The sequence below is a fragment of the candidate division WOR-3 bacterium genome, from assembly GCA_039803545.1.
Taxonomy (GTDB): domain Bacteria; phylum Hydrothermota; class Hydrothermia; order UBA1063; family UBA1063; genus UBA1063.
The window spans coordinates 15777-40902 of the sequence record JBDRYS010000001.1 but is presented as its reverse complement, the minus strand read 5'-3'; the positions used below and the strand labels follow the sequence as shown (position 1 = coordinate 40902).

Here is a 25126-nt window from a genome sequence, read left to right as displayed (position 1 = left end):
TTTTACTCCTTTAAAATATTTGAAATAACCTTTACATAATCATCCAGGTCAGAGGCTGAAAGCTTTTCCGTTGTAGCAATACTCATCCAGTTTTCAGGGTAGCCGAACTGCCCGAGTGCCACTCCCGCTAAGATGCCACTATCCATTGCCCTATCAATTAATTTCTCAGCCTTTAAAGGCAACGCTACTACGAACTCATTGAAAATAGGTCCGTCAAAAACCTTCTTTACAGGCGTCTCTTTAACTAATTTATCGAGTAAATAGTGGGCCCGCACCGTATTCTGAAAGGCAATCTCCTTTATGCCATTTTTACCAAGGAGGCTCAAATATATAAGGGCCATGAGGGCGCATAGGTTCTGATTACTACATATGTTGGAAGTAGCCTTTTCTCGCTTAATGTGCTGTTCCCTCGTTTGCAGAGTCATCACAAAACCGCGCTTCCCTTCGAGGTCTCTTGTTTCTCCTATTATTCTACCAGGCATTTGCCTTATGTGTTCCATCCGTGCTGAAAAGAGACCAAGGTATGGACCACCGAAAGAAAGGGGAATTCCAAGGGGTTGTCCCTCTCCTACGGCAATGTCAGCCCCATATTCTCCAGGAGCAGCCAGGAGGCCAAGAGAAATCGGATTATAGACAGATATTAAAAGGGATCCTTTTTCATCAAGGATCTTCCTTATCTCAAAACCATCCTCAATAACACCAAAGAAATTAGGAGTCTGAAAGGCAAAACAGGCAGTGTTTTCATCAATCTTTGACTTGAGATCATTCAAATCAACCTGACCAGTTTTTTGATCATATTTCACCTCTACTAAGGAAACTCCTTCGAGATTCACATAAGTTTTCACCACCGCAAGGTAATTGGGATGTATACTTTCTGCATAGAGAACCTTTTTCCGCTCCGGTTTCAATCTCAAGGCCATTAAAATAGCCTCTGCCAAGGCCGTTGCCCCATCATACATGGATGCGTTAGTCACTTCCATTTTAGTAAGTTCGCAAATTGCAGATTGATACTCAAAAATCGCTTGCAAAGTTCCTTGGGAGACCTCCGCTTGATAAGGTGTATAAGCGGTATAAAATTCAGACCTGCTTATAATGAATGGGATCACCTTCGGTACGTAATGGTCATAGGCACCAGCACCTGCGAAAATTTTGAGGTTATGTAAATTTTCATTAGACAAACTTTCCAATAATTCAACAGCTTCCTCTTCTGAAATTGCAGAGGGGATTTTTAGCTCTCCTTTGTAAAAGTATTCTTCAGGGATATCCTTCAGTAACTCCCTGTAAGATTTAACACCAAGAAAATTTAACATCTCCTCCCTATCTTTATCAGTCAAAGGGAGGAAGGGATGACCCATGATTATTCCTCCGCGATCAGTTTCTTATACTCTTCGGCGCTGAGACACTCATTTAATTCTTCAGGCTTGCTCATTTTAATCTTACAAATCCAACCTTCACCATACGGGTCTTTGTTTATAAGGGAGGGGTCATCTTTAAGCTTTTCATTTACCTCAATTACTTCCCCTGACACGGGTGTATAAACGCTGGCTACAGTCTTTACCGCCTCAACCGAAGCCACCTCTTCTCCTTTATTCACATGTTTTCCCACTGCAGGAAGCTCAACGTAAACCACGTCAGAAAGCTCTGACTGTGCAAAATCGGTAATTCCAATCACCGCAATATTACCATTCTCAACCTTAACCCATTCGTGCTCGCGGGTATATTTCAAATCATCAGGTACAAGCATTTAAAAACCTCCTTTTAAGTTAAGTTTTGGTATAATTTTAAATGCTCACTTTCAATCAGTCAATAAAACAAAGGCTTGACTTTTCAAATTAATGCTCTTATAAGTATAACTGGTGAGGGAGGTCGGGAAGTCGCGTCCCCGTTTTGGGGATGAGGAAAGTCCGAGCTCCAAAGGGCAGGGTGCCACCTAACAGGTGGGCGCGGTAACGCGACGGATAGGGCCACAGAAACCAAACAGCCGATGGCCCGAAAGGGCTCAGGCTAAGGTGAAACCGTGGGGTAAGAGCCCACGATGGTGTCACGCAAGTGGCACCATGGCAACCCCCACCCGGAGCAAGGTCAAGCAGGGGCGATGGAGTGGCCCGCTCCTAGCCACCCGAATGGGTGACTAAGCCCCGGGTAGACCGCTGAAATCCACCGGTGACGGTGGATTAAGAGAAATGACTTCCCTCGACAGAACTCGGCTTACAGACCTCCCTCACCCTTTTCTTTTTGAAGCTTCAAGGGTTAAGCATTATATTTTTAAAAATGTTAACAAAACGCTATTACACCCAAAAAGAGGTCGCTGATCTTGTCGGTGTAAATCCTGGCATAATTTCTTACTGGGAGGAGAAGCTAAGGATTTTTAGACCTAAAAAAAGAGGTGGCAGGAAGCTTTTTACTTCTTCTGACCTCAAGAAGGCTTTACTGGTTAAGAAACTGCTCGATAGCGGAATTTCCTTAAAAGGTGTGAAAAAAAGGCTGGAGGAAGAGTCTGTTGAGGAACTTATGCCCGAAGTTCTCTCTGAAGTGGTACAGGAAATTAAAGAAACGATTGATCAGACATTAAGTGAATTAGAAGAATTAAGGAGGTATCTTGATGAAAAACTTTCTAATTGGCGTAATCCAGGGGATCACTGAATTTTTACCCATCTCCAGTTCAGGACACCTTGTATTAGCGCAAAAACTCTTGGGAATTGAGAAACCGGGCATTGAACTGGAACTCACCTTGCACCTTGCTACGCTCTTTGCGGTACTTTTATTCTTCTGGAACGACATCAAGAAACTTTTTGTAAGAGAAAAACTTATTCGTCACCCAATTTTTTTGCTTTTTATCGGCTCTATTCCGGCAGGATTTGTAGGTATCCTGTTTAAAGATAAGATTGAAACCTATTTCGAAACCGTCGAATATCTTCCGTATTTCTTCATCCTCAACAGTTTTATTTTGCTCTCTACCACCTTAAGAAAAAAATTTGATAAGGAGATTATTACGCCTCTCACCGCATTTATAATCGGCATTGCCCAGGCAATTGCCATCTTGCCAGGGGTTTCCCGCTCGGGAAGCACCGTGAGTGCCGCCCTCCTCTTTGGAATAGTTCCACAAACCGCCTTCTCCTTTTCTTTTTTATTGTCTATCCCTGCCATTGGGGGGGCATTTCTTCTGAACCTAAAAGAGTTTGCAGCTAAAGACTTAAGTACTTTAATTCTACCCTTTTTGAGTGCCTTCCTAACGGGACTTGGAAGTCTTACTATACTTCGAAAAATCGTGAAAATGAAAAAGATCTACTATTTCGGGATCTACACGCTTTTATTAGCGATATCAATCCTCCTCTTCCTTCATTAAAGGGCGGAAAACCTTCACAGGTTTCGACTCACCCGTATTATCCCATATGTCCACTGCCCTTACCTTAATTATTGCTACAGAATCCTGAATATCCTCTAACTTGAGGGGGAGAGTAAAGGGAGGGGCTGAATCCACTCTCACTGCCTTTTCATTTATAATTAAGGCAACCCTCTTGATCTGGGATTCATCATTTATCAGAAAACTTACAGAAGTATCTGTATAAACCGTGTCGCCCTCCTGAGGGTAAGTTATTCGTACCTGGGGAGGATTGATGTCTGGTTTACCCGGTGGGGGAGCTTTATATCCGCAGGAAAGAAGCAGAAAGGCAGAGAAAATAAAAACTAAGCGCTTCATCTTTTACCCTTCCTCTCTTTCAACACCTCTTTTAATAATTTCTCGTAATCACCTTTATCTCTGAGATCGTTGAACCCATCTTTATTCTCGTCTTTAAATTTTTTCTTTTCTATTTTAACCTGGGAATTTTGGGCCTTGGAAGGAGGAGAGGGGATAGTATCCCCTTCTCCCCCGTAGGAAAAGCCTTGTGTAAAGAGAATAAAAATCAAAATTAACACCCGTCTCATTTCTCATCCTCCCCTTTGACATTTTTATGATTATCATCCTCTTCGGCTTTCTTTTCAACTCTCTTTTTAAGTTCCGGTTTATTCTGGGGAATATTATCGGAGGGACTAAGTGCTTTGACTTCAGGAATAACACGACCCTTAGCCTTGTCCTCTACCTTGACCTTTTCCGCCTCCTTGTATCGATACCAACTCCTTCCATCTGAGCCCTCTTCTTTAAAAGTCTTTCTTTCAATAGCAGGGGGCGTATAAGGCCTTACCTCTGTTCTTCTCTCCTCTTTAACGCTACTCTCCCTACGGGTCGGTGTCTCTCCCCTCGGCCTTTCATAATCTTCTTTTTCGAGAAGCTTAGACTTGTAGTCTCTATAAGAAGGCCTTTCTGGATATATTTCGGGCTTCGATTCCTCCTCTTCTACCCTCTTAACAGGTTTTTCAGGTATTACGTTTGTACCTGACTCCTTCTCCAAGGTCTTCTCCTTCGTTAAAGGTTTTTCAACCTCCTTTTCCTTTGGTTTCAACTTTTCCTCTACTTGCACCTCTTTTTCTATCCTCACATCGGCCTTCTTCTCCACCACTGGCCTTTCCGGGTATAACTGGCCCCCTCTATTTTCTCCAAGGTCTTTTTCCACTGTCTTTACCTTTATTAGCTCGCCTTTCCCATGTATTATTGGCTTTTCCTCTTCCTTTACCACATCCACTTTCTTAAAGTAAATCGGCTTTTCCAGCTCCGTCGCCTTATACCTAACAACTTCTTTCACATCAACGCCTTTGTAAGGCTTATAAACCTCTTTATAGACGCCAGATTTTGGTGGCTTATAGCGATAGATAGGTTTATGGAAGTCTTCCTTGCTAACAATATTTACCACCGTTATGTTGTTCACTACAATAATCGGCTTTCCATAATAGTCAATGGGAGCCCACCCTACCCAATCGGGTCCATAATACCACTCTACCCAGGCACCAGCAAAGGTTTCACCTGGGATCCATACCCACCCATAGCCAACAATGTAAGTCCAGCTACCGTATCTATATGGAATCCAACCCCATGGCTCATAAGAAACCCAAACCCAACCGAGCCCCGGTCTATAAACCCAGTATCCATCGTAGTAAGGTCTCCAGGATCTTGGCACCCTCGGAACCCAAACCCAACCATAAGGGCGGATGAAGACCCATCTACCATGTCTATGAAGATGATAAATGCCTATATAGCAACGTACAGGAACATATTCGACCCTCGTAATTACATAATAATTCCTTTCCCTCTCCTCTGCCCATCTGTCTAACCGATCATAACTTCCAGCCCTCCCTGAGTAATACCTACCTCTATCTATAATTACCTCAGACCCCGCATAAATTTTCTTCTTGTCAACTTCGGCACTACCCCTATATACCCTTGCGAGGAAGTAATCACTATCAGATTCCACCCGCACAATAGAACCTTCCTCTACGTAAACTGCATGATCACCGGCAAAAACTCCGAAAACTCTCTCACGAGCATAAACTCTCGCGACCCCTTTGTTCAATGTAAAGTAAGTCCTGTCATCCTCAATGCGATCAAAGTAGACACTGGTGTTATTCCCAAGGGTTAAAACAGAACCGTCACTGAACTCTATTTCAAGGTAAGAATCATCGTAGGTGAGTAATTCATCGCCTTCACCGATTATGTTATTTATGGTTAACCATTCGGAACCTTCTTCACCATATCTCCAAATCTTTGCATCGCCTCTGAGGTCGCCCACCCGGGCGAACTCAGCCCCAGAGTACATCAAAGAGATTAACATCAAAAGCTTAATCATGGGACACCCCCTTGTTTTCTATTAAATTTTTCTTCACCAATTCCCTGTTCCCTACCGCCACCTGATACGCCCAATCAAATACAAGGAAAGTATTATCCAGAACCTTTATTCGAAATTTAGCAAAGTGATTATCCCTTGTCCAAACTACATAGACATGCCCTTGAATTGCATCCAGCACTCCATCGGAATCCCACCCCGTCAAGGGCGCATAGGAGATATCATCCATATTGTAAGCTCCCATATCCTGAATCAAAGTCCCAACACTGGCTACAATCCTGGCAGTACCACTCTGAACATCAAAGTAAAAATCGGCATCTGCAGAGTTATAAGGGACAGGGCTATATTTGTTAAAACAATATCCAGAAAAGGATGGTAAGTAGTCTTTTTCGTAGATTTTCATATTGTACCCCTCGGGGCGCGGGGTATCGAAACAATCTTTTTGAGAAAGTTCACTTTCATTTCCTGCAGAATCATAGGCACTTACTGCGTAATAATAAGTGATGCCATTTTCCACATCCCTGTCCACATAACTATTTTCCCTTACATCTGCAATCATCATAAAGTAACCCGATGGGGCAGTGTTTCTGTAAACCCGATAACCAGCAAGGTCCTTTTCTTTATTAGGATTCCAGTAAAGATATACCGCTCTATCGCCGGTGACACTGGTAAGGCCTGTGGGCGCAGCTGGCGGTGTAGTATCAACATTTTGACAGGAGAGAGCTAAAATTGAGAAAAGAAAAGCTGACTTTAAAAGTAACCTTTGATGGATTCTAAACCTCATTTTGCACCTCCTTTACAATAAAGTGCAAAAAGTGTGCCAAAAGTAAAAGGTGCTTTTGAACAAAAATTATGCAAAAGGGATCTATATTGCACAAAAATTGTGCAAATTAAGGAATCATTATCCTTGGCCCCACCTGTTTAAAATTTCCCCTGAAGACATCCTCTTTTAGCAGAAGGTGGGAATCTAAGTCGTGAAAATCAAAGGCACCAGTACCAAGGGCAAACATAACGCTCTGATTTATTCCGAGACTTGATTCCCCCATACAACCAATCATAAGCCTTATTCCGCTACTTCTCGCCATCTCGACGATTGCCATCGCATCAGAAATCCCCGATTTCATAAGTTTTATATTAACATAATCTACCACTTCATTTTTAAGGAGCCTGTATACATCGAACTTAGTCTTTGCTGACTCGTCGGCTGCGACGGGAAAGGGGGAATGGAACCTGACAAATTTAAGCCCATCCAGATCCTGGTAATGTACTGGTTGCTCAAATACCGCCACATTAACGCCTTCCTGGTAGAGCTTCTTCGCAAAATCAATAGCCTGCTTTGGTGTGTAACCCATATTGGCATCAACGATATAAGTTGCGCCTCTGGTCCTTTCACTTATTTTAAGCACCGCTTCAATGTCTTCCTTGAAATTTTCACCAACCTTTATCTTAATAACTCTGAAACCTTCAGAAAAAATTGTCTCTGCCTCTTTAACTCGATTTTCAACGGTATCAATTCCTACCGTCTTGTCAGTTTCAATTTCCTTTTTTGCACCGCCAAAAAACTCAAAGGGGGTTATTCCGTGTTCAGTGCAAAAAATTGAGATTACCGCCCACTGAAGGGCTGCCTTTAAGCTGGGAGAAGCGATTAATTTATCAGTAAAATCAAAAATTTCTCTCCACCTATCTGTGTTCTTAGAGTTTAAATTTTCGTTTACAAAGGACTCCATTGCCACAAGGGCTTCGGGTTTCTCTCCGTTAACTCTGAAAGAGGGAGAAGCCTCTCCATAACCCTTTATACCTTCTTGGGTCTCTATCAAGACTTCGACATTGGTGGAAGCTGATGATACACTACCCGTTATGTGAAAGGGTTTTTCATAGTAATAGACCCTACTCTCTAAGGAAATTTTTGTTATTTTCGCCATAACTAAACCTCCTCAAAACTTAACACCTCAATACCATGCTCTCCCAAAGCCTTCTCATCCTCATACTCTGCCTCACCCACCTGATTATCGAAAGGGTCCTCCCTTATGAATTTTGTCGGTGGGTCAAAATCTTCCTGAAACTCATCATTGGCAATCATCCTAAAACCATCGAGATTGCCGAAATAGAATGCCTTTCTATTTATGTCAGCCTTATCCTTTCCGCCAAAGGAAAGATCAACGGGCACAAAACCGAATTCAGGGAGATAGATAATTGCCCAGTCATGGGGTGAGGCCCCATAGGGAGTTATATACCAACCCGATTGCCAATGAGCAGGAATACCCGCCATCCGACAAAGGGTAATGAAAAGAAGGGCCTGAAAACCGCAATCGCCCCTCAAATTTTCCACAACAAAATGGGGAATATGGTCATAATAAATGTAAGGCTTCACGTATGAATACCATACCCTCGAGGTCACAAAATCATAAATTGCAAAAACCTTTTCGAAGATACTATCCTTACCCTGAATTATTTCACCAAGAAGACACCTGAGGAGGGGTGTGAAGGTGATGTGGGGTGGTTTCTCTTTCAGGAAGTCAGTAAGATTTTGAATCCCACTCTTTGTCTTCAGCCCTTTAAAAGCATTGAGAGTACCTTCAAAGAGTTTGCGGTTCCAAACTTCTTTTATCACATACTCAAAAGATACAGAAAATTCCTCGGTATCCTTCCCCTCCATATAAATTGTTCTTTGTCCTACCTTTTCCGGGGCGATGTAGGAGGAAGGATGGCTAAAATTCAAAACCTTGACTTTCTCCTGGTAATAAGACTCCTTTGGAATAGGTAGCCAGACCTTCACCCTTTTACCCTTTGGTTCCCTAACGCGAAAAGTTATCTTTGCCTTGACCTTATAGTTTTTAGGCGTATCTCCCTGAATCAGCGCCTTTAATCTTCCCTCAAGGATCTCCCTTTTCTTCTTTTGCCCTTCCTCTTCTTTCATGCGGCGCTTTATATCTGGAAATCTGAATCCCAAATTGTAAGCGAATCTTCTTTCAAAATACCTGACTCCATCAAATTCAATAAAGTCAATTGCGCCTTCCTCTATGTAATTTTTAAACTCATCTTCGGTGAAATTATTTATCAATTTCTTTGCCTCCTCTAAAGCCTCGTTGTAAGTAAACGGATAATAAAGATGCAATCTTTGAAGCCTGATGCCCTCGAACTCGAGCCTTTTCCTATGGATTTCTGGAATGTCTTTAGAAAGCCAGTAGGCAATAAGCTTTCTTGCCAAATTTATATTACCTGAAATTTCGGCCTTTTTAATTTCTTCCGGTAATCCTGCAAGCAAAAATTCTAAGCTCATAAAGAATGTTCTTTTTCATCACCCAATCCAGCCCTGTAGATTCTCTCCCTGATTAAATGGGCATATTTAAGCACTGGCTCCGGGACCAGTGGAGAAATATCCCCTCCAAGGGTCGCTATCTCCTTAACAAGGGTTGATGAAAGGTAGGTATATTCTTCAGAAGGCAAGAGAAAAACCACCTCAATCTCGGGAAACAGTTTTCTGTTCATCCAGGCCATTTTAAACTCGTATTCAAAATCAGAAACCGCCCTCATACCCCTAATCACAATTCCAATATTGTTATCCTTACAGAAATCCATAAGGAGCTTCGATTCCAAGGTTCTAACCTCAACATTGGGGAGATTTGCAACACTTTCTTCCACCATTCTAACCCTTTCTTCGAGGCTAAAGAGAGATTTTTTGTGAACAGGATTTGCAACCACTACAATGACCCTTTCAAAGAGACGGGATGCCCGCTTAACAATATCCACATGCCCAAGGGTTATGGGATCAAAGGTCCCCGGATAGCATGCGGTAGTATACAACTTTTGTCTGTCCAAAGTTTACCTCCTTAACTTTTGAGAGGCCCTCCCAATTATCAGGTAATAAGGTCTTGTTCCTGACTTCCACCAAATAGAGACCGCCAGGCTTTAAAAGCAAAACAACTCTTTTAAAAAGCTCTTCATGATTTGAAAAATCGTAAGGCGGATCTGCAAAGATGAGATCGAATTTCCTTTGCTCCCTTATTAGGTCGTTCAATCCACGGACAAAGTCTGCTTTAATAACCCTTATTTTATTCAAAACGCCGAGCTTTTTTGCATTTTCAATAATAGTTAGCATACCTTCTCTTGACTTTTCTATAAATACACAAGAGGTGGCGCCACGAGAGAGGGCTTCAAAACCAACTGCCCCCGACCCTGCGAAAACTTCGAGTACTTCGCTATCAACCACGTAGTCTCTAAGGGTATCAAATATCGATCGCTTAACAATCGCCCTTGTTGGCCTTATTCCCTTAGGGATTTTCAGCTTTTGTCTTTTGTTTTCACCACCAGTAAGACTTATCTTCCCCATGTTTCAAAACCCGATTTATGCTCAGTCTCTCCTTATCGATAAAAGCAAAGAATTCTTCCCAGAACCTGTTTTCTGATGTGAGATTCTCGGTGTAAAAAGTTACTTTGATCTCGACTTCGTTGATTGCGACGGAAACAAACTCGATGGCAAAACTGGGGGAAACCAACACATAGGTTGAATCTTTAAGAAACTCCTCTAATTTTCTCACGAATTGCAAATAAAGTTCAACCGGAAAGAAAATTGAAAACACAACCTTTCTCGGTAAAACCTTTCTCAACTTTTTAAAACCGCTTTTACTTAAAAGTTCAAGGGGGATGTTTACTTCGCCTTTCTCTGAAACCGCTCTTACAAATTTCTTCCCAAGGTTCCTGACCTCATAAATTTCACCATTCCATTCGATTAGGTCCCTTTCTTTTAGGTCAAGATTATAGTGCTCCATCTCTTCTTTTTTCTTAGCAAGATAAGAAATACCAACGACCTGGGATGATACAACGGTTCCAAAAAGTATAACAACTACCCACGCCGGCAGCCCGATAATGAGCAAAGCCGCACATAAGAAAACCAAGGTAATAAACAAATCAAAATGAAAACGAAATTGTTTTAAGTTTCCGCTTTTCGATATCAAAACCGGTTCAGCAAGAAGCCAGAACATAATATAAAACAGTAAAAGTAAGAGGATAGCCACTACTTTCCAGAGCATTCTACTGCCTCCAATTCAGCATTTCGAAGTCTTTCTTAAGTTGCCTCTTGCGCCCGAGCAACTGGGCGTTTTCCTCTCCAGAACCAACATTTAGACCATCCTCGTAAAAGGGCTTGGCCGTAAAGTAGAGACTTAACTCGTTGCCCTTTTCAACACATTCAACGATTTCTGAAACTATCAGGTTTTTGTGAATATACCAGTCCAGCTGGTAAGCTTCAAGGGGAAGACCCTTAAGGGCCACTATCTTTTTCTCCTGACTCCTCAACCTTATAGGAATATAGTAATAGTAATCATTAAAGGGAGAAAAGTCTGGGGTTACAGAAATGGTGTAGTAGAAATCATCTTCTGGAAAATAATGAGCCTTATAGCCTTTCTTAAGCGGGACCGGGCTCACATGAAAATTTAAATAAACAGGACCCTGCTTTATGACTACCTCTACAGATGGAGGAATAGGGACAAATAATAATTCTCGAAAATTAGGCGAAATAATTATCTCTTCCTCAAAATTAACGAGGAGTGGGAGGTCATACCCGGTGGCTTTCAACTTAACATCGTCTTCCTTTAACTCTCCATAAACAATTGCTTCTTTGACCACAGTTCTATCATACAAAAGAGTAATTTCGCTTTTCGATGAGAAGGCGGAAACCAGAAGCTCAAACTTGCCCAATCTCTTTTCAAATTTCATCGCAATATTATTATAACGCAATCATTAAAGTGTAGGAAATCCAGGCCTTATAATTAAAGCACTATGTTTAAGGACCCAGCCCTTGAGGAACTTTACGGAAGATTTGAAGATGTGAAAAAATATCTCGATGTAACCGAAATGGAAAAAAGAATTTCAGAAATTGAGAAAATGCAGGAAAGTACAGATTTTTGGGCCAATCCAGAAAAGGCACAATCCCTTTTGCAGGAACTTTCCTCTTTAAAGAAACAGCTGGAAGAAGTTGATGAAATTGAAAAAAAGTTCGCCTATTTAGCAGAACTTGAGCCCTTAAAGGATGAAGACCCCGAATTCCTTCAAGAATTTGAGAAAGAAAAGAGGCTGATCAGAGAAGAGATTGAAGATTTAGAGATAAAAACCGTTTTAAAATCTCCGGAGGATAGGAAAAACGCAATAATGACCATTCACCCTGGAGCCGGTGGAACGGAATCTCAAGACTGGGCTGAGATGCTTCTCAGGATGTACCTGAGATTCTTCGAAAGGAAAAAATTCAAATACAAAATCGTTGACCTACAACCCGGGGAAGAGGCAGGGATCAAGGATGCCACTATTCTCGTAGAAGGAGACTACGCCTATGGGCTTCTAAAGGCGGAAAGGGGGGTCCACAGGCTGGTGAGGATTTCTCCCTTTGATGCTTCAAAACGAAGGCACACCTCCTTTGCCTCGGTTTTTGTTTACCCAGAACAGGAAGATGTTGAAATAAACATCTCCGAAGAAGATCTAAAGATAGAGACTTTCAGGTCCTCCGGCCCCGGAGGGCAGCATATGCAAAAAAATGAAACAGCAGTCAGAATAACCCATATTCCCACTGGAATTGTAGTTGCCTGTCAATCGGAAAGATCCCAATACCAAAACAAATTAACTGCTATGAGAATTTTAAAGGCAAGATTATACCAGTATTACAAGGAGAAAGAGAAAGAAAAACTTAGCGATATCGAAAAGGAGAAATCGGAAATCGGCTGGGGAAGGCAGATAAGGTCATACATTTTGCACCCTTACAAACTGGTGAAGGACCACAGGACCGATTACGAAGAACCAAACGCTGATGCAGTCTTAGACGGAGAAATTGATGAGTTTATAAGAAAATTTCTCCTGTCAAAGAAGTAGATTCAATCAAAGAAATACCTGAAGGTTAAGTAAAACTCCAAGGCTACAAGCAAAATTAAAAGGCCCAATATTAAATACCTTATTGTGTTAACCGTTTTGACTACTTCCGGAAGAGGCAAATAGTGGGAACTCAAGCTAACTTCCTGAGCTCGAGAAGTATTTGTCTGTAAAGTGTCAGGCAAAAACAGCGTATCGTTCAAAATTTTCCCTGCCCTTTCTTTTGTAGTAGTATAAGCTATTACAGGCTTAATATTTAGTAGTTGCAAGAAGTAACTCCAGAAATCCGGGCAATATACTGCATCGTTTTTCTCAATGTCCGGAACAAGGCCGACGAACACATACGTAACTCCATTTAAGTTTAACTTAAGAGTGGCTCTCTGTAAGAAACTTCTAACATCGGTAAAACCTTTTGAGGTATCTGACAAAAAAACTTTTCCAAAGTTCCACCCCGAAATTTTAAAAGGACCCGACTCCTTTAAGGAATCGTCAATTACCGATTTTATACCTTCCACGGGCTTATCAAAAAATATTATGACTTCCTTTGTCTTTTTTCCAGGCTTAAGAACCCTGTTAAAGGATATTAGAACGTCAGCACTGTCCAAAGAGGTTTTGATTCCAACAATTTGCATAAAGTTTTCTACACAGAGGTTGAGAGAAGCGAGGTAATATTTCAGTTTCTCAGGGGCTGAGAGTTCAAGGCAGTTATCCAGTAAAATGTCATCCTCTGGCATAAGGCAAATCTTAAGAAGCCTTCCACCTTCAGGTATCTCTTGTTTCCACAAAATTGTTTTAGTCTTAGGTAGAATAAAACTACTTTCCGAAAGTTTTCTGGAGTTCATATAAACTACGATATGAAAAACCGAGTCCTTCTTGTTGTAATTGGTAATTTTCAAGTAGTAAGCTTTGCTCACCGGGTCAAAATTTACGGAATTTATCCCTGCATTTGATATCGAAAGGGTATCAAAGTAAAAACCACCCGAAAATCGTTGATATATGCCAGGATCAGAAAAGTCAGATACTATATAAATTTTCCCATTTAGTTTCTGTTCTGGCTTCAGAGGATCACAAAAGGCATCCACCCTCCCCCCAAAATAACCCATTAGGGAGCGCAAATATTTACGGTTCTTTGCCTCTGCTTTTTGGGAAAAAATACCCGTCTCAAAATAAATCTTCCTAAAGGCATACCGAGAAGGTATGGGCTTTGCCAAAAAAATTAGTAGAAGCGCCAAAATGAGACACCTTAAGATAATGATCAAGTTTCTATGAAATTTTCTTTTCCTGGCAAATTCACTATCTTTTAGTAAAAAGAGCCAGGAGACGAACTTAATTCTTGAACTACGTTTTTTAAGAAAAAGTGAAATTAGGGGTAGAAGGGAAAGTGGCAAAAAATACAAAAAAACCGGGCTCAGGAAGTTCATCCTTCCAAAAAGCTCCTTAATTGCAATGTTAAATCCATCTCCGCCTGGAATTCAAAAAAAGGGATGCCGAAATTTCTTAAGAGAACTTTAAGCTCGGTATAATGCTGATTGATCATTTCTCCATATCGAAAACTCTCGACTCTACTCAAACTGAGCTCATAGCCTGTCTCAATATCTTTTAATCTCGCCTCGTGCATTGACAAACTTTTTTCCCGTTGAGATGAAACTATCAAAGGTATAATTTCATGCCCTTTGCCCTTAAAAAACCTCACGAACTTTTTTATACTTTCAATCTCACTCAAAAAATCGGATATTACCACCAGTAGACTTCTCTTCCTAACCCTCTCATCGAGGCCAAGCATCGCTAAAACAAAATTGGTCCTCCCAGAATCCTCGAATTTATCAAGGCTTTCAAGAAGAAGGAATAGATTTTTATAGGTGGTTGAAGGAGGCAAGAAGAAAACTTCTCCTTCGTTAAAAAGATAAAGGCCAATGGCGTCCCTCGAGTAGTAAGACAAAAGGGCAATCGCCGCCGCGACACCCCTCGCCATCTTTCCTTTATCATATAGAGACATAGAACGAGAAATATCGAGAGCGATAAAAACTCTAACATTGGTTTCCTCTTCAAACTTTTTTACAAAAAATTTTTCACTCCTTCCGTAGAGTCTCCAATCGATGAACTTTAAATCGTCACCCTTTTCATAAGGTCTGAGGTCTTTAAATTCCAGGCTATGGCCATAAAAGGGGCTCCTGTGTCTTCCGCGAAGATACCCTTCCAAAAGGGTCTCTAAGGAGATACCTTTCTTTTTGAGAATTTCGACAATCTTTGCATCAAAAGGGAGGACCACTTTAAGAAATCTTTTCCTCTTTAAGCAACCTGATGATATCAGGAATATACTTTAAAACTACAGAGCGCACTTCCTGAATAGGTGTGTCCCTCGATACAAGGATAAAAACGGCAAAATTGTTTACTGGAAGCGGGAAAAGTACCACGTGATCATTCTTATCAGTGATAATAATTTCCGAGAGCTCCTCCCGCTTCTCTTTTCCCTCTGTCACTATCTCCATTGCTTCCTGGGCAGCCTTTAAAATGGCTCCGTATAAAGTTGCAGAAGCCTGAAAAGTTTTTCCAGGAAGAATTGTATCAAAGGCGATAGGAGTAGCTTCCTCGTAGTCAAAGACCATACCAGCAATAAAACCTGGAATTTCTGCATGAAAGAACCTGACAACGTCATTAAGCGTGAGGGAAGATACTCCAGCTTTCTCCTCCATTGCTTCATCTCTAAGACGGGCAAAATTTAAAAGCAACAAATCCACCGGTGCATTAATTGTCCTCTCAGGCTCTTCTGTATATTTTTTAGTTTCAAAAACCCCGTCTTTCCAACTCAAAATTTCAAAAAGAGCTTCCTCTCCTCGCTTAGAACCAGTTTTAGCATCTACAATCTCCCCATTTTTAAAAACAATTACTCCCTCTTTCCGAGTTTTCAAATCCCTACAGCTTAGCATAACGGATTTACCCATAAGGGCGAGGGCCTGAACCATATCGATAATGTCCACTCCTGTGACGGTGCCCTTAAATCCCTCGACGGCCTCAACCTGCTCCCTTGGTTCTTCTTTCGGAGGAGCAAAGAATATATTTTTAAAATCCTCTCTGAAATTGCCAGTCTTGTTAATGAAAGCATCAGCACCCTTTTTGAGAACCGAACGCTCTATAGTAGCACCCTTTACATCTGTATAGACATAAACCTTGATGGAAGGATTGAGCTGCTTTGTATAAATCAAAAGGTCGATTCCATTCTTGTCCGGTAATATAAGGTCCATGATCATGTAATCAATTTTGTAGAAACTTAAAAAAGATTGCGCCTCATCGTAGGACCCTGCAGTGTAGACTGTCAGACCTATGTCACCAAGGGCATCCTGAATTTCTCTTGCTACCTTTGTATCAGGATCTACAACTAAGACCCTACCTTCCATTTAGCACTCCCATTTCTGTAAAAATTTTAAACCAAAATAAAAAACCTGTAAAGTAAAAGCCAAAATACTCCGTTAAAAATATTGATAAGTAGGCAAAATCTCTTTCAAGCTATATCCCTTATTGTAAGTTGAGGAGTCTTCCAATTACCTCGGAAATTGAAGAAAATCCCTTTGAGAACAAATAATTTTCTAAGTCTGCCTTAATCTTGCAAACAATGTTTGGGTCTATAAAGTTTCCCGAGCCAATTTCTATCAATTTTGCACCCACAAGGAAGTACTGGATTGCTTCTACATAACTTACCACGCCACCCGAGGCTATGATGTTAATCTCCTTATATTTCCTTGCAATTTCATACACAAGTCTCAAAGTTAAAGGAAATATGGCTGGGCCAGAAAGTCCTCCTGATTTTCTAACAAAGTAAAAGTCTAAATTTTCAATGTCCAGCACCATCGCCGGGTAAGTATTCGCAACAGTGATATTCCTGAATCCTTCCGAAAGAAGCAAATCGACCAACTCCTCATAGTTAAAAATATCAGGGGGAATTTTAACTATGTTAACTTTTTCTGAAATTTCTGCTATTTTTCTTAGAAGGGATTTTAAAACCTTTTTATCCTTGAAAAATTCCAAGCCGCCTTTTGACACATTAGGGCAAGAGATATTAATCTCATAGGCAACGATCTCCTTAAAGGGGTTTAATCTTTCGGTCATCAAAAGGAATTCTCTTTCATCGTGCCCTGCCAAATTTACTATTATTGGCTTACCAAAAGAAATCATCTCTGGAAGTATCGATTCGATAAACTCTTCGATTCCAGGATTTTCAAGTCCAATCGAGTTTATTAGCCCACAGGGTGTTTCCTTTATTCGCGGTGGAGGATTTCCTTCCCTTTTTTTATAAGAAAGTCCCTTAGTCACGAGGCCACCAAAACATTGAACTGCCTTAAAGTTCCCGGGTTCAGCTCCATAACCAAAGGTACCGGATGCGGGCAAAAAAGGAGTTTCAAATTCTATACCAGAAAAATTTACCCTTAGAAGACCCCTATTAGCTTCCTTCAAGGGATAATGCCTTTTTTAAAACATACTCCGAGACAAAAATGGGGGCCTTGGCACGGAGTGCAATTGCTATGGAGTCTGACGGTCGGGCATCAATGCTATAAAGAGTCTTATGTTCCTCATCAAAAAGGATAAGCCTTGCATAATAGGTGTTTTCTCTCAAATCATTTATTACAACCCTCTCTAACCTTAATCCGAGGGCTTTGAAAATATCTACAATCAAATCGTGGGTAAGGGGCCTCGGCGTTTTAAAATTACTGAGAGCCATGTTGATCGATTGAGCTTCGTTAATTCCAATCACTATGGGAAGTTCACGATCACCTTCTTTTTCTTTTAAATACACAATAGGGCTCTCTTCTGCAGTTTCCGGGAATTGCACCCTAACCACAACTAATTCAACGACTTGCAATTTCCTTAGGTACTACTCTAATTTTTAAATTTGCCTCAACACCCGGGTATAATTTGATTTTCACATTGTGAGCTCCGATTTCTTTGATATGTTCCATTTGAATCATCTGCTTTTCAACGTGAATTCCGTGCTTTTTGAGTTCTTCCATAACTTCGATACTGCTAACGGAGCCAAAAATTTTCCCCTCCTTAGAGGAGGACTTCTCAAAGACTATCTCGGGAATGCTTTCTATCTTTCTCTTAATTTCCTCAGCCTTAGTTTTCTGATGTTCGACTTTCGATTTTGCGAGCCTTTTCTCGCTTTCGAGTTTTCTTATCAGTGATTCCGTTGCGATTTCGGCTAATCCATTCTTAATGAGGTAATTCCTTGCAAACCCATCACTTACTTCTACGATTTCACCTGCCTTTCCTACCTTAGGCACATCCTTCAGCAAATAAACTTTCATGAAAGATAATAACTTTCAACAAAGGGCAGGAGGGCAATAATCCTGGCTCTTTTTATAGCCTTTGCCAGCTTTCTCTGGTGGAAAGCGCAAGTCCCAGTAGTTTTACGGGGTAATATTTTCCCCTTCTTTGATATATACTTAGACAAAACTTCAACGTTTTTATAATCAATTTCTCTCACCCCGTCCTTACAAAACTCACAGGTACTCTCTCTAACTCTCATCTTTTTGGTCATTTACAAACCTCCTCTCCTAATTTAATTTAAAATGGTAAATCTTCCTCTTCTTCATTAGGCTCTTCCCCAGGTACATCACCGGGTAAAGCCGGTTCTTCAACAATTTCCTCTTCCTCAGGTACGTAAATGGTTTCTTCCTCAGCCTTTTCAAGTAAATGGAGCTTTCTAACAACAATCTCGTATACTGTTCTTCTCTGCCCTTCTCTACTTTCGTAAGTCCTTGACCTCAATGCACCTTCAACAATCAAAGGTGTACCCTTTTTCAACCTTCCCGCACTTCTTTCTGCAATTTCCCTAAATAGAACTAAATTGATGAAAAGAGGCTCTTTTACCCACTGTCCTTGGGCATTTTTAAAGTTTCTATCGCTGGCAAAGCGAACCGTACACACAGCGGTACCCTGAGGAGTATATCTTACAACTCCATCCTCTACAAGGCGACCAGAAAGAACGATCAGATTTATATTGGGAAATCTTAGCTCAGCCATTATTTCCTCACAATCAACTCTCTGAGGTAAGATTTATTCATCCTTATTTCCTGCTTTAACTCATTGATAGTCTCTGGTGGGGCTTCAAAATTGAAAATTACGTAAAATCCTTCCTTCCGATGATTTATCTCGTAAGCCAATTCACGTTTTCCCCAAACTTCCATTGCCTGCAGTTTGCCTTTCTTCTCAATTATGTTTTTCAATTTTCCAATAAGAGAATCCCTGTCTGTGTCTGCAAGAGCAGTATCCAAAATTACCACCATTTCGTAATTCCTCATATTGCCTCCTTAACTTTTTGAGTTTATTAGTATAAAATAAACCCGCGGTATTTTCAAGATTTAGCTTGATTCAGAAATTCTAATAGCTCCTCGTATGTATCGATTGAGAAATAGGGCACTTCTCCAAGGGTTTCCTTAAGAAGTCTACCAAGAACCCGTTTTGGACCGATCTCTACAAAGGTTGCATTCTTAATTCTACTGGCTACCTTTAGGGATTCAACCCATCTTACAGTACCACACAGTTGTTTAATCAGCAATTCCTTTAGCATAATGGGATTTGATTCCAGACCGGGCTCCACATTGGGAATTACTGGAACCCTCGGGGCTTCAAACTTTATGTCCCTTAGAAACTCTGCAAACTCTTCCTGTGCAGGCCGCATCAAAGGAGAATGAAAGGCATTGGAAACCTTAAGTCTGATTATCCTCTTAGCACCTGCCTCTTTGAGTTTCTCTTCAACAAGTTCAAGGTCATCTAAGTAACCGGATATGACAACCTGGGAAGGCGAATTAATATTAGCTATAACCACCCTATTTTTGAATCCTTCAAGAATTTCCTTAATTTTCTCCAATTCGAGACCAATTACGGCTGACATACCACCTCGCTCATACACCCTATCCATTAGTTCTGCCCGTTTCGCAACCACTTTTGCTGCATCATGGAAATTGAGTGCACCTGCTGCAAAGAGGGCTGTTATTTCACCTAAACTGTGTCCCATCGTTACAAAAGGTTCAATTCCATTCTCTCTCAAAATATGAACTATCGCTGCACTATGCGTAAAAATAGCGGGTTGGGTATATAAAGTCCTTGTGAGGACTTCATCAGGTCCATTGAACATTGTATAACCGAGAGGAAACCCGAGGATATCTTCCACTTCCCGCAGAAGATACTTTACCTTATCAAACTTATTATAGATATCCTGCATCATGCCCACATACTGTGAGCCTTGGCCTGGAAACATAAAAATGTAATTTGCCATCTACAAATCCTCCTCTAAAAGAAAACCCCTTAAATATTCTGCTTCGGGAAAATTCACAGGTACTATATGATCCCTGAAATCCTGATTTAAAAGCCTCACTACTCTGAAATTCCTCTGGCTTAACCCAGTGCTTCTCTGGGCTACAGAGTATAAATGCTCCCATTTAATATGATTACTGCAAGAAAAAACAGCTACAACACCACCCTTTTCTAACATGCTAAAAACTCCATTTAGTAGCGTTATATATGATTTTAAGGCATTTTCAAGGTCCGATGCACGCCTAACAACGGAAGGCGGATCAACGATGACAAAGTCAAACTTCATCTTTAAAGTGGCAATTTCTTTATAGAATTCAAAGGCATCCTTCACCTCACAAACTAAATTTTCCTCGGGGAGCCCGTTCAGCTTTACGTTCTCTTTTAATAAAGCGATCGACTCCTCTGAAATATCAATGGCAAATACCTTTTTACCCTTTCTTAGAGCCCTTAGAGAAAAGGCACCTATGTATGAAAAGAGATCCAGAACATAATTTCCCTTCAAACTATCTTCAATTAAGGCGCGATTGTATCTCTGGTCGTAAAAGAAACCAGTCTTTTGACCATTTATAAGGTCTACATAGAATTTAAGGCCGTCCTCCTCCACAATAATTCTTGACAAATTATAAGATGCCTTATTTACAACAACTTCTGTCTTCTCCTTTAGACCTTCGACTTTTCTTGCGTGCCCCTCGCTCTTTTCTACAATGAAAGAAGGGGAAAAGGCATCAAAGATGGCCTTAATAACCTCTTCCCGCCTTACCTCCATCCCGTAAGAATTTATTTGAAAAACAAAGCCATCTCCATATCGATCAACTATTAGACCGGGCAAATCATCGCTCTCACTGAAGGCAACTCTATAATAAGGCTTATTAAAGTGCTTTCTCCGTTTTTTATCAGCCACTATGAGTTTTTCCTTAATGAACAAATAACTGAGTTCTTCCCTTTCCCGGGAATAAAACCTTAGAGCGATAGAAGAATCAGGATTGTAAATAGCCGATCCCAGAAATACACCCTTTCTTGAATAAACCTCCACACAGGCGCCCTTGGGTGCGTTGCATGATAAGATATTGCCTGAGTATACCCACGGATGATTGGACATTTGGATGGGGTTCCCCTTAACTATCGCCCTTTCCATCTTCAATTCCATATAACTTCATTTTATACCTTAGAACACGTTCTGAAATCCCAAGTTTCTTCGCTGCCCTTAATTTTACAAAATTTTCCTCCTTTAGAGCTTCAAGGATCATATTCTTTTCGATCTCCTTTAAGACCTCTGGCAAAGTAGTTACACCGCCTGAAACAAATTTGCTATGAGCAGCACTACTTCTCACAACTTCTTCAGGTAAATCACTCACGTCTATTACGTTTTTGGTAGCCATTACGGTTGCTCTCTCCACAATATTGCTCAACTCTCTAACATTGCCAGGGTAGTGATACCTTAAAAGGTATTTTAGCGCCTCCTTTGAAAAGCCCTTTATTTCTTTTCCTTCTGATTTACTGTATTTCTTGAGAAAATAATCCAATAAAACAGGAATATCCTCCCTCCGCTCCCTTAGGGGTGGAACAGCAATTTCAATCACATTGATTCGATAGTAAAGATCCTCTCGAAAAGTGCCCTGTTTGACTTCTTTTTTAATATCCCTGTTAGTTGCAGTAATTAAACGAAAATCCACCTTTTTGGGCTGCGTTCCACCTACCGGTCTAACCATTTTTTCTTCAATCACCTTAAGCAATTTTACCTGCATTTCTCTTTTGAGCTCCCCGATTTCATCAAGGAAAAGGGTGCCTCCTTGAGCCCTTACTATAAGCCCCTCGTAGCTCTTATCGGCACCGGTAAAGGCTCCCTTTTCATATCCGAAAAGTTCACTTTCAATGAGGGTCTCAGGTATAGATTGTAAATGAACATCCACAAAGGGGCCGTCTCTCCTCGAAGAAAGGGAATGGATAATTCGTGCAAGGGCAGTCTTTCCTGTACCCGTTTCACCTGTTATCAAACAGGGCGCATTGGATCGGGCTGCTCTCACTACATAATAAAGCACTTTCTTCATCTTGTCAGATGCGTATACAAACTCAGGGAGGTGAAGTTCAGAGATATCTTTGATAGCCTTTAATTCCACTTCCTCAATATGTTTGGGCTTTATCTCCTCGATTTTTGCTAACAGTTTTTCAAGGTTTACGGGTTTAACCACGTAATCTGAAGCGCCCATAGACATAGCCCTTACAACCAAATCTACATCACCAAGGGCAGTAACCATTATGACCTTTATAAGGGGATTTGTTTCCTTAAGCTTTGGAATGAGATCTATCCCGCTCACTCCGGGTAGCCTTATATCGAGCAGTGCAAAATCGACAAAATTTTCCCTGCAAAATTGAAGTGCCTCCTCGCCGGTGGCACAGCCAAAAACTTTATATCCGTTATTCCCTAAATATTCCAGAAGGAGTTTACGCGCATTTTCTTCGTCTTCGACGACTAAAATTGTATATTCCTCAGCCATGGGTAAGAATTAACTCCACCTTCGTCCCTTCGCCTTTCTTGCTCACCAACCTGACTTCTCCACCAAGGGCATCCATAATTCTTCGCACCACACTTAAACCCAGTCCCATACCCTGAGATTTGGTCGAGTAAAATAAGTCAAAGGCCCTCTTTACCTCCTCATCAGTCATTCCCGAACCATTATCTTCAATGGATATAATAACCTTCCTTTTTTCTTTTTTGAGGTTGACTTTTACCACTTTCTCTTCTCTAAAAACTCCTTCAAAGGCCTCGATGGCATTTTTAATTATATTAAAAAGAGCCTGTTTTAGCAATAAGGGGTCCGTTTTAACCTTTTGAGAAAACCCATTTGCATTAAATTCTATTTTAACCCCATATGCCGTGGCAAAGACCTTTGCATCAGTGATAACATCACTTACCACTTTCGTCAAATCTACCTCTTCCAAGTGCATCTCTATCCCTTTGGAAACAGAAGAAAAGCGTTTAACTATCGAATTTAACCTGTTTGTTTCATCTTCTATAATTTTCAGCAAATCTCCTGACAAACCTTTCTGTTTGGCAAGCTGTATAGCCATACTTATTGAATTTAAAGGGTTCTTTATCTCATGAGCAACCTGGCTTGAAAATCCTGCAAGTTCCCTGAAATACTTTGCCTTTTCTTCCTCTTTGACGAGGACCAGCTCCCTCTCTTTGAGCTTCCGATTTAAAAAATAAAAGGAAAACGTAGTAATGCCGAATATTATCAACAACACTACCACTAAAAATGCCATACCATACACAGTGATCCTCGTTAATTTGGAAAAAGGTTCATCGGAAAAGCCACAAACAACTATAGTGGAATCTAAATAAAAAGAAAATTCGACTATCGAATAATCTGGAAGTTTAATCAACCTCACTCGACCCGGTTTTATCTCTTCAAAACTCTCGACGGGTAAAAAACCTTCATATTTCGAAGCCCAGTGAAGAAGTTTTCTTCCTCCCAGGAGGGCAACATAATCAAGGTTTGTAGAATCTACTACAACTTTCAAGAGTGAGTCGTCTATTTCTTTTCCACTCTTTACCAGGTGGGAAAACATCTGGCGTACAAGCACAGATCGAAGTTGAGCGTCTCTTTTGCTTTCTTCCCTAAAAATCCTTTGCTGTTCTTGGACTAAATAGACGAAAAAAGAAACTACTAACACAATATCAATGAAGAAAACAAGAACAAGTTTTCTAAAATTCATTAATTACCTTTGCCTTTGCCTCTGCCTATTCTGCCCCCCTTCAGCCCGATCCATAAACCTTTCAGAAGCTCTTTGTCTATACCAGAGAGGAAATCCACTTTCTGTCCTCAGTGACATAGAGGTCTTTGTTCTGCTGTTAAACAGTTTTCTCGCGATTAAGTATATTCCATTTTCTGTCCTAAAAACAGACCCACTTACCACACAGGAATCACCTCTCCTCGGTATCTCCTCAATGAACCAGGCTGGTCCCAATACCACTTTTAAAGTGGTGTCAACGCTTTTAAAAGATAACACAACATGATAAACTTCACTTCCTTCTATCTGCTCCCTTTCAACACTGAGTACTTCTCCCTTAACCGTTGCAGTATCACTAACATTGTAAAAATACTTTGGGATCACCGTTAAAACAACTAAAAGCAAAAAGTGCATAAACACCTCCTATAAGCCCATATAAAGCCCAACGCCACCCTCTTTTCGTGTATAGGAAAATCCTTGCATTGTTGAGGTATTGGATTCGTAACGGAAAAAGCCGGATAAACCAACCTCAAATCTCTTTTTAAAAAGGGAAATACTGCCAGTAATGCTGTGAACCAACACATTGTCATGGCGTGAAACAGGTGATTGGGTAGTATCGACAATACTATAATCCTTAGAACTCAACGCAAAGGTATAATCAATTGCTACCTTGCTAACTATTAAACTTACATTAAAGGTATTGGAAATTCCACTGTACGCAAACTCTTCCTCGTTAAGTGGATCAAGCCTTTGTTTTAGATTATCCACACTTACTAAGTTGCTGGTGGGCAAAAAGTGATAATCAAATTCATAGAATATACCCAGAAGGCCACCAAACCTTTTTCCCAATCTGATACCGGCATTTCCCGCAGAAAGACTTTTTGTAACCCAGGTATAACGGGCCGCGTAAGGCGAATATCCTATCCCTGTTGAAGAGACAACATAGGTTGCACCGTACCTCCATTTTAACATCCCTGTTAGTGCCGCTGAAATTCCAAAGAAATTGCCATTAAGCCTCAATTTTGGAATATTGTCGAAATTATAACTTTCGTCAGCTAACAAGAGATTTAAATCCCAGCTCGGGATAATATTAAACATCTTCTTTTCCCCAAGATAAATTTTAGATGCAACACCGGGCGTTATAGTTAAAGATTTGTACGGTGATATAACATCCCATGTAAAATCGACCCCGCTTTCCATGTAGTTTCCCGCTTCTCCAAAATCCTTAAAATAAGACAGGTTGCCACGAAAAGTTAAAAAGTTCATGCTTGTGTAATTGTCAAAAAAGCTACCACCAAGAGCCAATTCATATCCCCATGGTTTCTCAATGGGGTAGTGACCAAAGGTAAGATCCAGCCCGTTGTAATAATCATGAAGATAACTGGTGTCCAGCATCAAATTCGTATCGAATCCCCTATGGAAACTAAGGTTTAGCTGAGTTAACTGAAACAATATGAAAATTAACATTTGAACCTCCTGTTAAAATTATAAGGGGGCGCACACGGTCTTTG

At 40.7% G+C, this 25126-nt stretch carries 30 protein-coding genes and 1 other RNA gene; 4 read left to right on the top strand and 27 right to left on the bottom strand.

The annotated features are described in order from the left end of the window. Positions 1-2: 2 nt before the first annotated feature. Together gcvPA and gcvH are read right to left on the bottom strand one after the other, a co-directional pair. Positions 3-1355 carry an aminomethyl-transferring glycine dehydrogenase subunit GcvPA gene (gcvPA, locus tag ABIM45_00220; GenBank protein ID MEO0238340.1) on the bottom strand — a complete coding sequence of 451 codons (1353 nt, stop codon included), beginning with the start codon at positions 1353-1355 and terminating at the stop codon, positions 3-5. A gap of 2 nt (positions 1356-1357) precedes the next feature. Continuing rightward, entirely contained in the window at positions 1358-1744 is a 387-nt protein-coding gene (gene gcvH / locus ABIM45_00215) for a glycine cleavage system protein GcvH (GenBank protein MEO0238339.1), read from the bottom strand. A gap of 114 nt (positions 1745-1858) precedes the next feature. Between gcvH and rnpB the strand changes: the two genes are divergently transcribed. The 3 genes from rnpB to ABIM45_00200 all read left to right on the top strand — a co-directional run bounded on the left by rnpB (position 1859) and on the right by ABIM45_00200 (position 3346). Further along, positions 1859-2227, top strand: an RNA gene (gene rnpB, locus ABIM45_00210) — RNase P RNA component class A. A 44-nt stretch (positions 2228-2271) separates the two neighbouring features. Further along, on the top strand, positions 2272-2643 hold the full coding sequence (locus ABIM45_00205) for a MerR family transcriptional regulator (GenBank protein ID MEO0238338.1): 372 nt from the start codon (positions 2272-2274) through the stop codon (positions 2641-2643). After that, complete coding sequence (locus ABIM45_00200; GenBank protein MEO0238337.1) at positions 2603-3346, top strand: undecaprenyl-diphosphate phosphatase; 744 nt, start codon at positions 2603-2605, stop codon at positions 3344-3346. Before ABIM45_00205 ends, ABIM45_00200 begins: the two co-directional genes overlap by 41 nt. On the opposite strand, the gene ABIM45_00195 is transcribed toward ABIM45_00200, so the two are convergent. The 10 genes from ABIM45_00195 to ABIM45_00150 form a co-directional block, all read right to left on the bottom strand. Beyond that, entirely contained in the window at positions 3323-3700 is a 378-nt protein-coding gene (locus ABIM45_00195; GenBank protein MEO0238336.1) for an Ig-like domain-containing protein, read from the bottom strand. The two genes, ABIM45_00200 and ABIM45_00195, sit on opposite strands and share 24 nt — an antisense overlap. After that, entirely contained in the window at positions 3697-3927 is a 231-nt protein-coding gene (locus ABIM45_00190; GenBank protein MEO0238335.1) for a hypothetical protein, read from the bottom strand. Before ABIM45_00190 ends, ABIM45_00195 begins: the two co-directional genes overlap by 4 nt. After that, a complete protein-coding gene (locus ABIM45_00185; protein ID MEO0238334.1) occupies positions 3924-5720 on the bottom strand; it encodes a DUF6600 domain-containing protein in 1797 nt (598 codons plus the stop codon). Before ABIM45_00185 ends, ABIM45_00190 begins: the two co-directional genes overlap by 4 nt. Further along, complete coding sequence (locus ABIM45_00180; GenBank protein ID MEO0238333.1) at positions 5713-6501, bottom strand: hypothetical protein; 789 nt, start codon at positions 6499-6501, stop codon at positions 5713-5715. Before ABIM45_00180 ends, ABIM45_00185 begins: the two co-directional genes overlap by 8 nt. Before the next feature lie 106 nt (positions 6502-6607). Further along, positions 6608-7639, bottom strand: a complete 1032-nt coding sequence (locus ABIM45_00175; protein ID MEO0238332.1) for an L-Ala-D/L-Glu epimerase — start codon at positions 7637-7639, stop codon at positions 6608-6610. 2 nt (positions 7640-7641) lie between these two features. Continuing rightward, positions 7642-8997, bottom strand: a complete 1356-nt coding sequence (locus ABIM45_00170) for a transglutaminase-like domain-containing protein (GenBank protein ID MEO0238331.1) — start codon at positions 8995-8997, stop codon at positions 7642-7644. Beyond that, the gene (gene coaD, locus ABIM45_00165; protein MEO0238330.1) at positions 8994-9536 is read right to left on the bottom strand and encodes a pantetheine-phosphate adenylyltransferase; all 543 of its coding nucleotides are present in this window, start codon (positions 9534-9536) and stop codon (positions 8994-8996) included. Before coaD ends, ABIM45_00170 begins: the two co-directional genes overlap by 4 nt. Then, the gene (gene rsmD / locus ABIM45_00160) at positions 9487-10047 is read right to left on the bottom strand and encodes a 16S rRNA (guanine(966)-N(2))-methyltransferase RsmD (protein ID MEO0238329.1); all 561 of its coding nucleotides are present in this window, start codon (positions 10045-10047) and stop codon (positions 9487-9489) included. The genes coaD and rsmD overlap by 50 nt, the downstream gene beginning before the upstream one ends. Next, on the bottom strand, positions 10019-10747 hold the full coding sequence (locus ABIM45_00155; protein MEO0238328.1) for a hypothetical protein: 729 nt from the start codon (positions 10745-10747) through the stop codon (positions 10019-10021). Before ABIM45_00155 ends, rsmD begins: the two co-directional genes overlap by 29 nt. A 1-nt stretch (position 10748) precedes the next feature. Beyond that, positions 10749-11432, bottom strand: a complete 684-nt coding sequence (locus ABIM45_00150) for a hypothetical protein (GenBank protein MEO0238327.1) — start codon at positions 11430-11432, stop codon at positions 10749-10751. A 63-nt stretch (positions 11433-11495) separates the two neighbouring features. On the opposite strand from ABIM45_00150, the gene prfB reads away from it, so the two are divergent. After that, positions 11496-12575 (top strand): peptide chain release factor 2, encoded by a 1080-nt coding sequence (gene prfB / locus ABIM45_00145; GenBank protein ID MEO0238326.1) that lies wholly within the window; start codon positions 11496-11498, stop codon positions 12573-12575. Between the two features lie 2 nt (positions 12576-12577). Here prfB and ABIM45_00140 read toward each other — a convergent pair whose 3' ends face one another. From ABIM45_00140 to ABIM45_00070, 15 genes are all read right to left on the bottom strand, one after another. Next, positions 12578-13783 (bottom strand): hypothetical protein, encoded by a 1206-nt coding sequence (locus ABIM45_00140; protein ID MEO0238325.1) that lies wholly within the window; start codon positions 13781-13783, stop codon positions 12578-12580. Between the two features lie 206 nt (positions 13784-13989). Then, positions 13990-14841, bottom strand: coding sequence for a DUF58 domain-containing protein (locus ABIM45_00135; protein MEO0238324.1), 852 nt, complete (start codon positions 14839-14841; stop codon positions 13990-13992). Position 14842: 1 nt separating this feature from the next. After that, on the bottom strand, positions 14843-15967 hold the full coding sequence (locus ABIM45_00130; GenBank protein ID MEO0238323.1) for a response regulator: 1125 nt from the start codon (positions 15965-15967) through the stop codon (positions 14843-14845). Between the two features lie 118 nt (positions 15968-16085). Further along, on the bottom strand, positions 16086-17021 hold the full coding sequence (locus tag ABIM45_00125; GenBank protein ID MEO0238322.1) for a dihydroorotate dehydrogenase: 936 nt from the start codon (positions 17019-17021) through the stop codon (positions 16086-16088). Then, positions 17008-17427: a bifunctional nuclease family protein gene (locus ABIM45_00120; GenBank protein MEO0238321.1), complete on the bottom strand. Its 420-nt coding sequence runs from the start codon at positions 17425-17427 to the stop codon at positions 17008-17010. Before ABIM45_00120 ends, ABIM45_00125 begins: the two co-directional genes overlap by 14 nt. Further along, on the bottom strand, positions 17414-17872 hold the full coding sequence (gene rplI / locus ABIM45_00115; GenBank protein MEO0238320.1) for a 50S ribosomal protein L9: 459 nt from the start codon (positions 17870-17872) through the stop codon (positions 17414-17416). The genes ABIM45_00120 and rplI overlap by 14 nt, the downstream gene beginning before the upstream one ends. Beyond that, complete coding sequence (gene rpsR, locus ABIM45_00110; protein MEO0238319.1) at positions 17869-18105, bottom strand: 30S ribosomal protein S18; 237 nt, start codon at positions 18103-18105, stop codon at positions 17869-17871. The genes rplI and rpsR overlap by 4 nt, the downstream gene beginning before the upstream one ends. 26 nt (positions 18106-18131) lie before the next feature. Next, positions 18132-18590, bottom strand: coding sequence for a single-stranded DNA-binding protein (ssb, locus tag ABIM45_00105; GenBank protein MEO0238318.1), 459 nt, complete (start codon positions 18588-18590; stop codon positions 18132-18134). Next, the gene (gene rpsF, locus ABIM45_00100; protein ID MEO0238317.1) at positions 18590-18868 is read right to left on the bottom strand and encodes a 30S ribosomal protein S6; all 279 of its coding nucleotides are present in this window, start codon (positions 18866-18868) and stop codon (positions 18590-18592) included. The genes ssb and rpsF overlap by 1 nt, the downstream gene beginning before the upstream one ends. A gap of 53 nt (positions 18869-18921) precedes the next feature. After that, positions 18922-19845 carry an ACP S-malonyltransferase gene (gene fabD / locus ABIM45_00095; GenBank protein ID MEO0238316.1) on the bottom strand — a complete coding sequence of 308 codons (924 nt, stop codon included), beginning with the start codon at positions 19843-19845 and terminating at the stop codon, positions 18922-18924. Next, positions 19846-21030 (bottom strand): class I SAM-dependent rRNA methyltransferase, encoded by a 1185-nt coding sequence (locus tag ABIM45_00090; GenBank protein ID MEO0238315.1) that lies wholly within the window; start codon positions 21028-21030, stop codon positions 19846-19848. Beyond that, entirely contained in the window at positions 20999-22378 is a 1380-nt protein-coding gene (locus tag ABIM45_00085) for a sigma-54 dependent transcriptional regulator (GenBank protein ID MEO0238314.1), read from the bottom strand. Before ABIM45_00085 ends, ABIM45_00090 begins: the two co-directional genes overlap by 32 nt. After that, positions 22371-23600, bottom strand: coding sequence for a HAMP domain-containing sensor histidine kinase (locus ABIM45_00080; GenBank protein MEO0238313.1), 1230 nt, complete (start codon positions 23598-23600; stop codon positions 22371-22373). Before ABIM45_00080 ends, ABIM45_00085 begins: the two co-directional genes overlap by 8 nt. A 3-nt stretch (positions 23601-23603) precedes the next feature. Next, positions 23604-24029 carry a hypothetical protein gene (locus ABIM45_00075; protein MEO0238312.1) on the bottom strand — a complete coding sequence of 142 codons (426 nt, stop codon included), beginning with the start codon at positions 24027-24029 and terminating at the stop codon, positions 23604-23606. A gap of 9 nt (positions 24030-24038) precedes the next feature. Continuing rightward, positions 24039-25082, bottom strand: a complete 1044-nt coding sequence (locus ABIM45_00070; GenBank protein MEO0238311.1) for a hypothetical protein — start codon at positions 25080-25082, stop codon at positions 24039-24041. Between the last annotated feature and the right edge of the window lie 44 nt (positions 25083-25126).

What these genes read in the sequence shown, in the direction of transcription:
- gcvPA (MEO0238340.1), bottom strand. Translation starts at nt 1,355, where the DNA reads ATGGGTCATCCCTTCCTCCCTTTGACTGATAAAGATAGGGAGGAGATG.
- gcvH (MEO0238339.1), bottom strand. Translation starts at nt 1,744, where the DNA reads ATGCTTGTACCTGATGATTTGAAATATACCCGCGAGCACGAATGGGTT.
- ABIM45_00205 (MEO0238338.1), top strand. Translation starts at nt 2,272, where the DNA reads ATGTTAACAAAACGCTATTACACCCAAAAAGAGGTCGCTGATCTTGTC.
- ABIM45_00200 (MEO0238337.1), top strand. Translation starts at nt 2,603, where the DNA reads ATGAAAAACTTTCTAATTGGCGTAATCCAGGGGATCACTGAATTTTTA.
- ABIM45_00195 (MEO0238336.1), bottom strand. Translation starts at nt 3,700, where the DNA reads ATGAAGCGCTTAGTTTTTATTTTCTCTGCCTTTCTGCTTCTTTCCTGC.
- ABIM45_00190 (MEO0238335.1), bottom strand. Translation starts at nt 3,927, where the DNA reads ATGAGACGGGTGTTAATTTTGATTTTTATTCTCTTTACACAAGGCTTT.
- ABIM45_00185 (MEO0238334.1), bottom strand. Translation starts at nt 5,720, where the DNA reads ATGATTAAGCTTTTGATGTTAATCTCTTTGATGTACTCTGGGGCTGAG.
- ABIM45_00180 (MEO0238333.1), bottom strand. Translation starts at nt 6,501, where the DNA reads ATGAGGTTTAGAATCCATCAAAGGTTACTTTTAAAGTCAGCTTTTCTT.
- ABIM45_00175 (MEO0238332.1), bottom strand. Translation starts at nt 7,639, where the DNA reads ATGGCGAAAATAACAAAAATTTCCTTAGAGAGTAGGGTCTATTACTAT.
- ABIM45_00170 (MEO0238331.1), bottom strand. Translation starts at nt 8,997, where the DNA reads ATGAGCTTAGAATTTTTGCTTGCAGGATTACCGGAAGAAATTAAAAAG.
- rsmD (MEO0238329.1), bottom strand. Translation starts at nt 10,047, where the DNA reads ATGGGGAAGATAAGTCTTACTGGTGGTGAAAACAAAAGACAAAAGCTG.
- ABIM45_00155 (MEO0238328.1), bottom strand. Translation starts at nt 10,747, where the DNA reads ATGCTCTGGAAAGTAGTGGCTATCCTCTTACTTTTACTGTTTTATATT.
- ABIM45_00150 (MEO0238327.1), bottom strand. Translation starts at nt 11,432, where the DNA reads ATGAAATTTGAAAAGAGATTGGGCAAGTTTGAGCTTCTGGTTTCCGCC.
- prfB (MEO0238326.1), top strand. Translation starts at nt 11,496, where the DNA reads ATGTTTAAGGACCCAGCCCTTGAGGAACTTTACGGAAGATTTGAAGAT.
- ABIM45_00130 (MEO0238323.1), bottom strand. Translation starts at nt 15,967, where the DNA reads ATGGAAGGTAGGGTCTTAGTTGTAGATCCTGATACAAAGGTAGCAAGA.
- rplI (MEO0238320.1), bottom strand. Translation starts at nt 17,872, where the DNA reads ATGAAAGTTTATTTGCTGAAGGATGTGCCTAAGGTAGGAAAGGCAGGT.
- rpsR (MEO0238319.1), bottom strand. Translation starts at nt 18,105, where the DNA reads ATGACCAAAAAGATGAGAGTTAGAGAGAGTACCTGTGAGTTTTGTAAG.
- ssb (MEO0238318.1), bottom strand. Translation starts at nt 18,590, where the DNA reads ATGGCTGAGCTAAGATTTCCCAATATAAATCTGATCGTTCTTTCTGGT.
- rpsF (MEO0238317.1), bottom strand. Translation starts at nt 18,868, where the DNA reads ATGAGGAATTACGAAATGGTGGTAATTTTGGATACTGCTCTTGCAGAC.
- fabD (MEO0238316.1), bottom strand. Translation starts at nt 19,845, where the DNA reads ATGGCAAATTACATTTTTATGTTTCCAGGCCAAGGCTCACAGTATGTG.
- ABIM45_00090 (MEO0238315.1), bottom strand. Translation starts at nt 21,030, where the DNA reads ATGGAATTGAAGATGGAAAGGGCGATAGTTAAGGGGAACCCCATCCAA.
- ABIM45_00085 (MEO0238314.1), bottom strand. Translation starts at nt 22,378, where the DNA reads ATGGCTGAGGAATATACAATTTTAGTCGTCGAAGACGAAGAAAATGCG.
- ABIM45_00080 (MEO0238313.1), bottom strand. Translation starts at nt 23,600, where the DNA reads ATGAATTTTAGAAAACTTGTTCTTGTTTTCTTCATTGATATTGTGTTA.
- ABIM45_00075 (MEO0238312.1), bottom strand. Translation starts at nt 24,029, where the DNA reads ATGCACTTTTTGCTTTTAGTTGTTTTAACGGTGATCCCAAAGTATTTT.
- ABIM45_00070 (MEO0238311.1), bottom strand. Translation starts at nt 25,082, where the DNA reads ATGTTAATTTTCATATTGTTTCAGTTAACTCAGCTAAACCTTAGTTTC.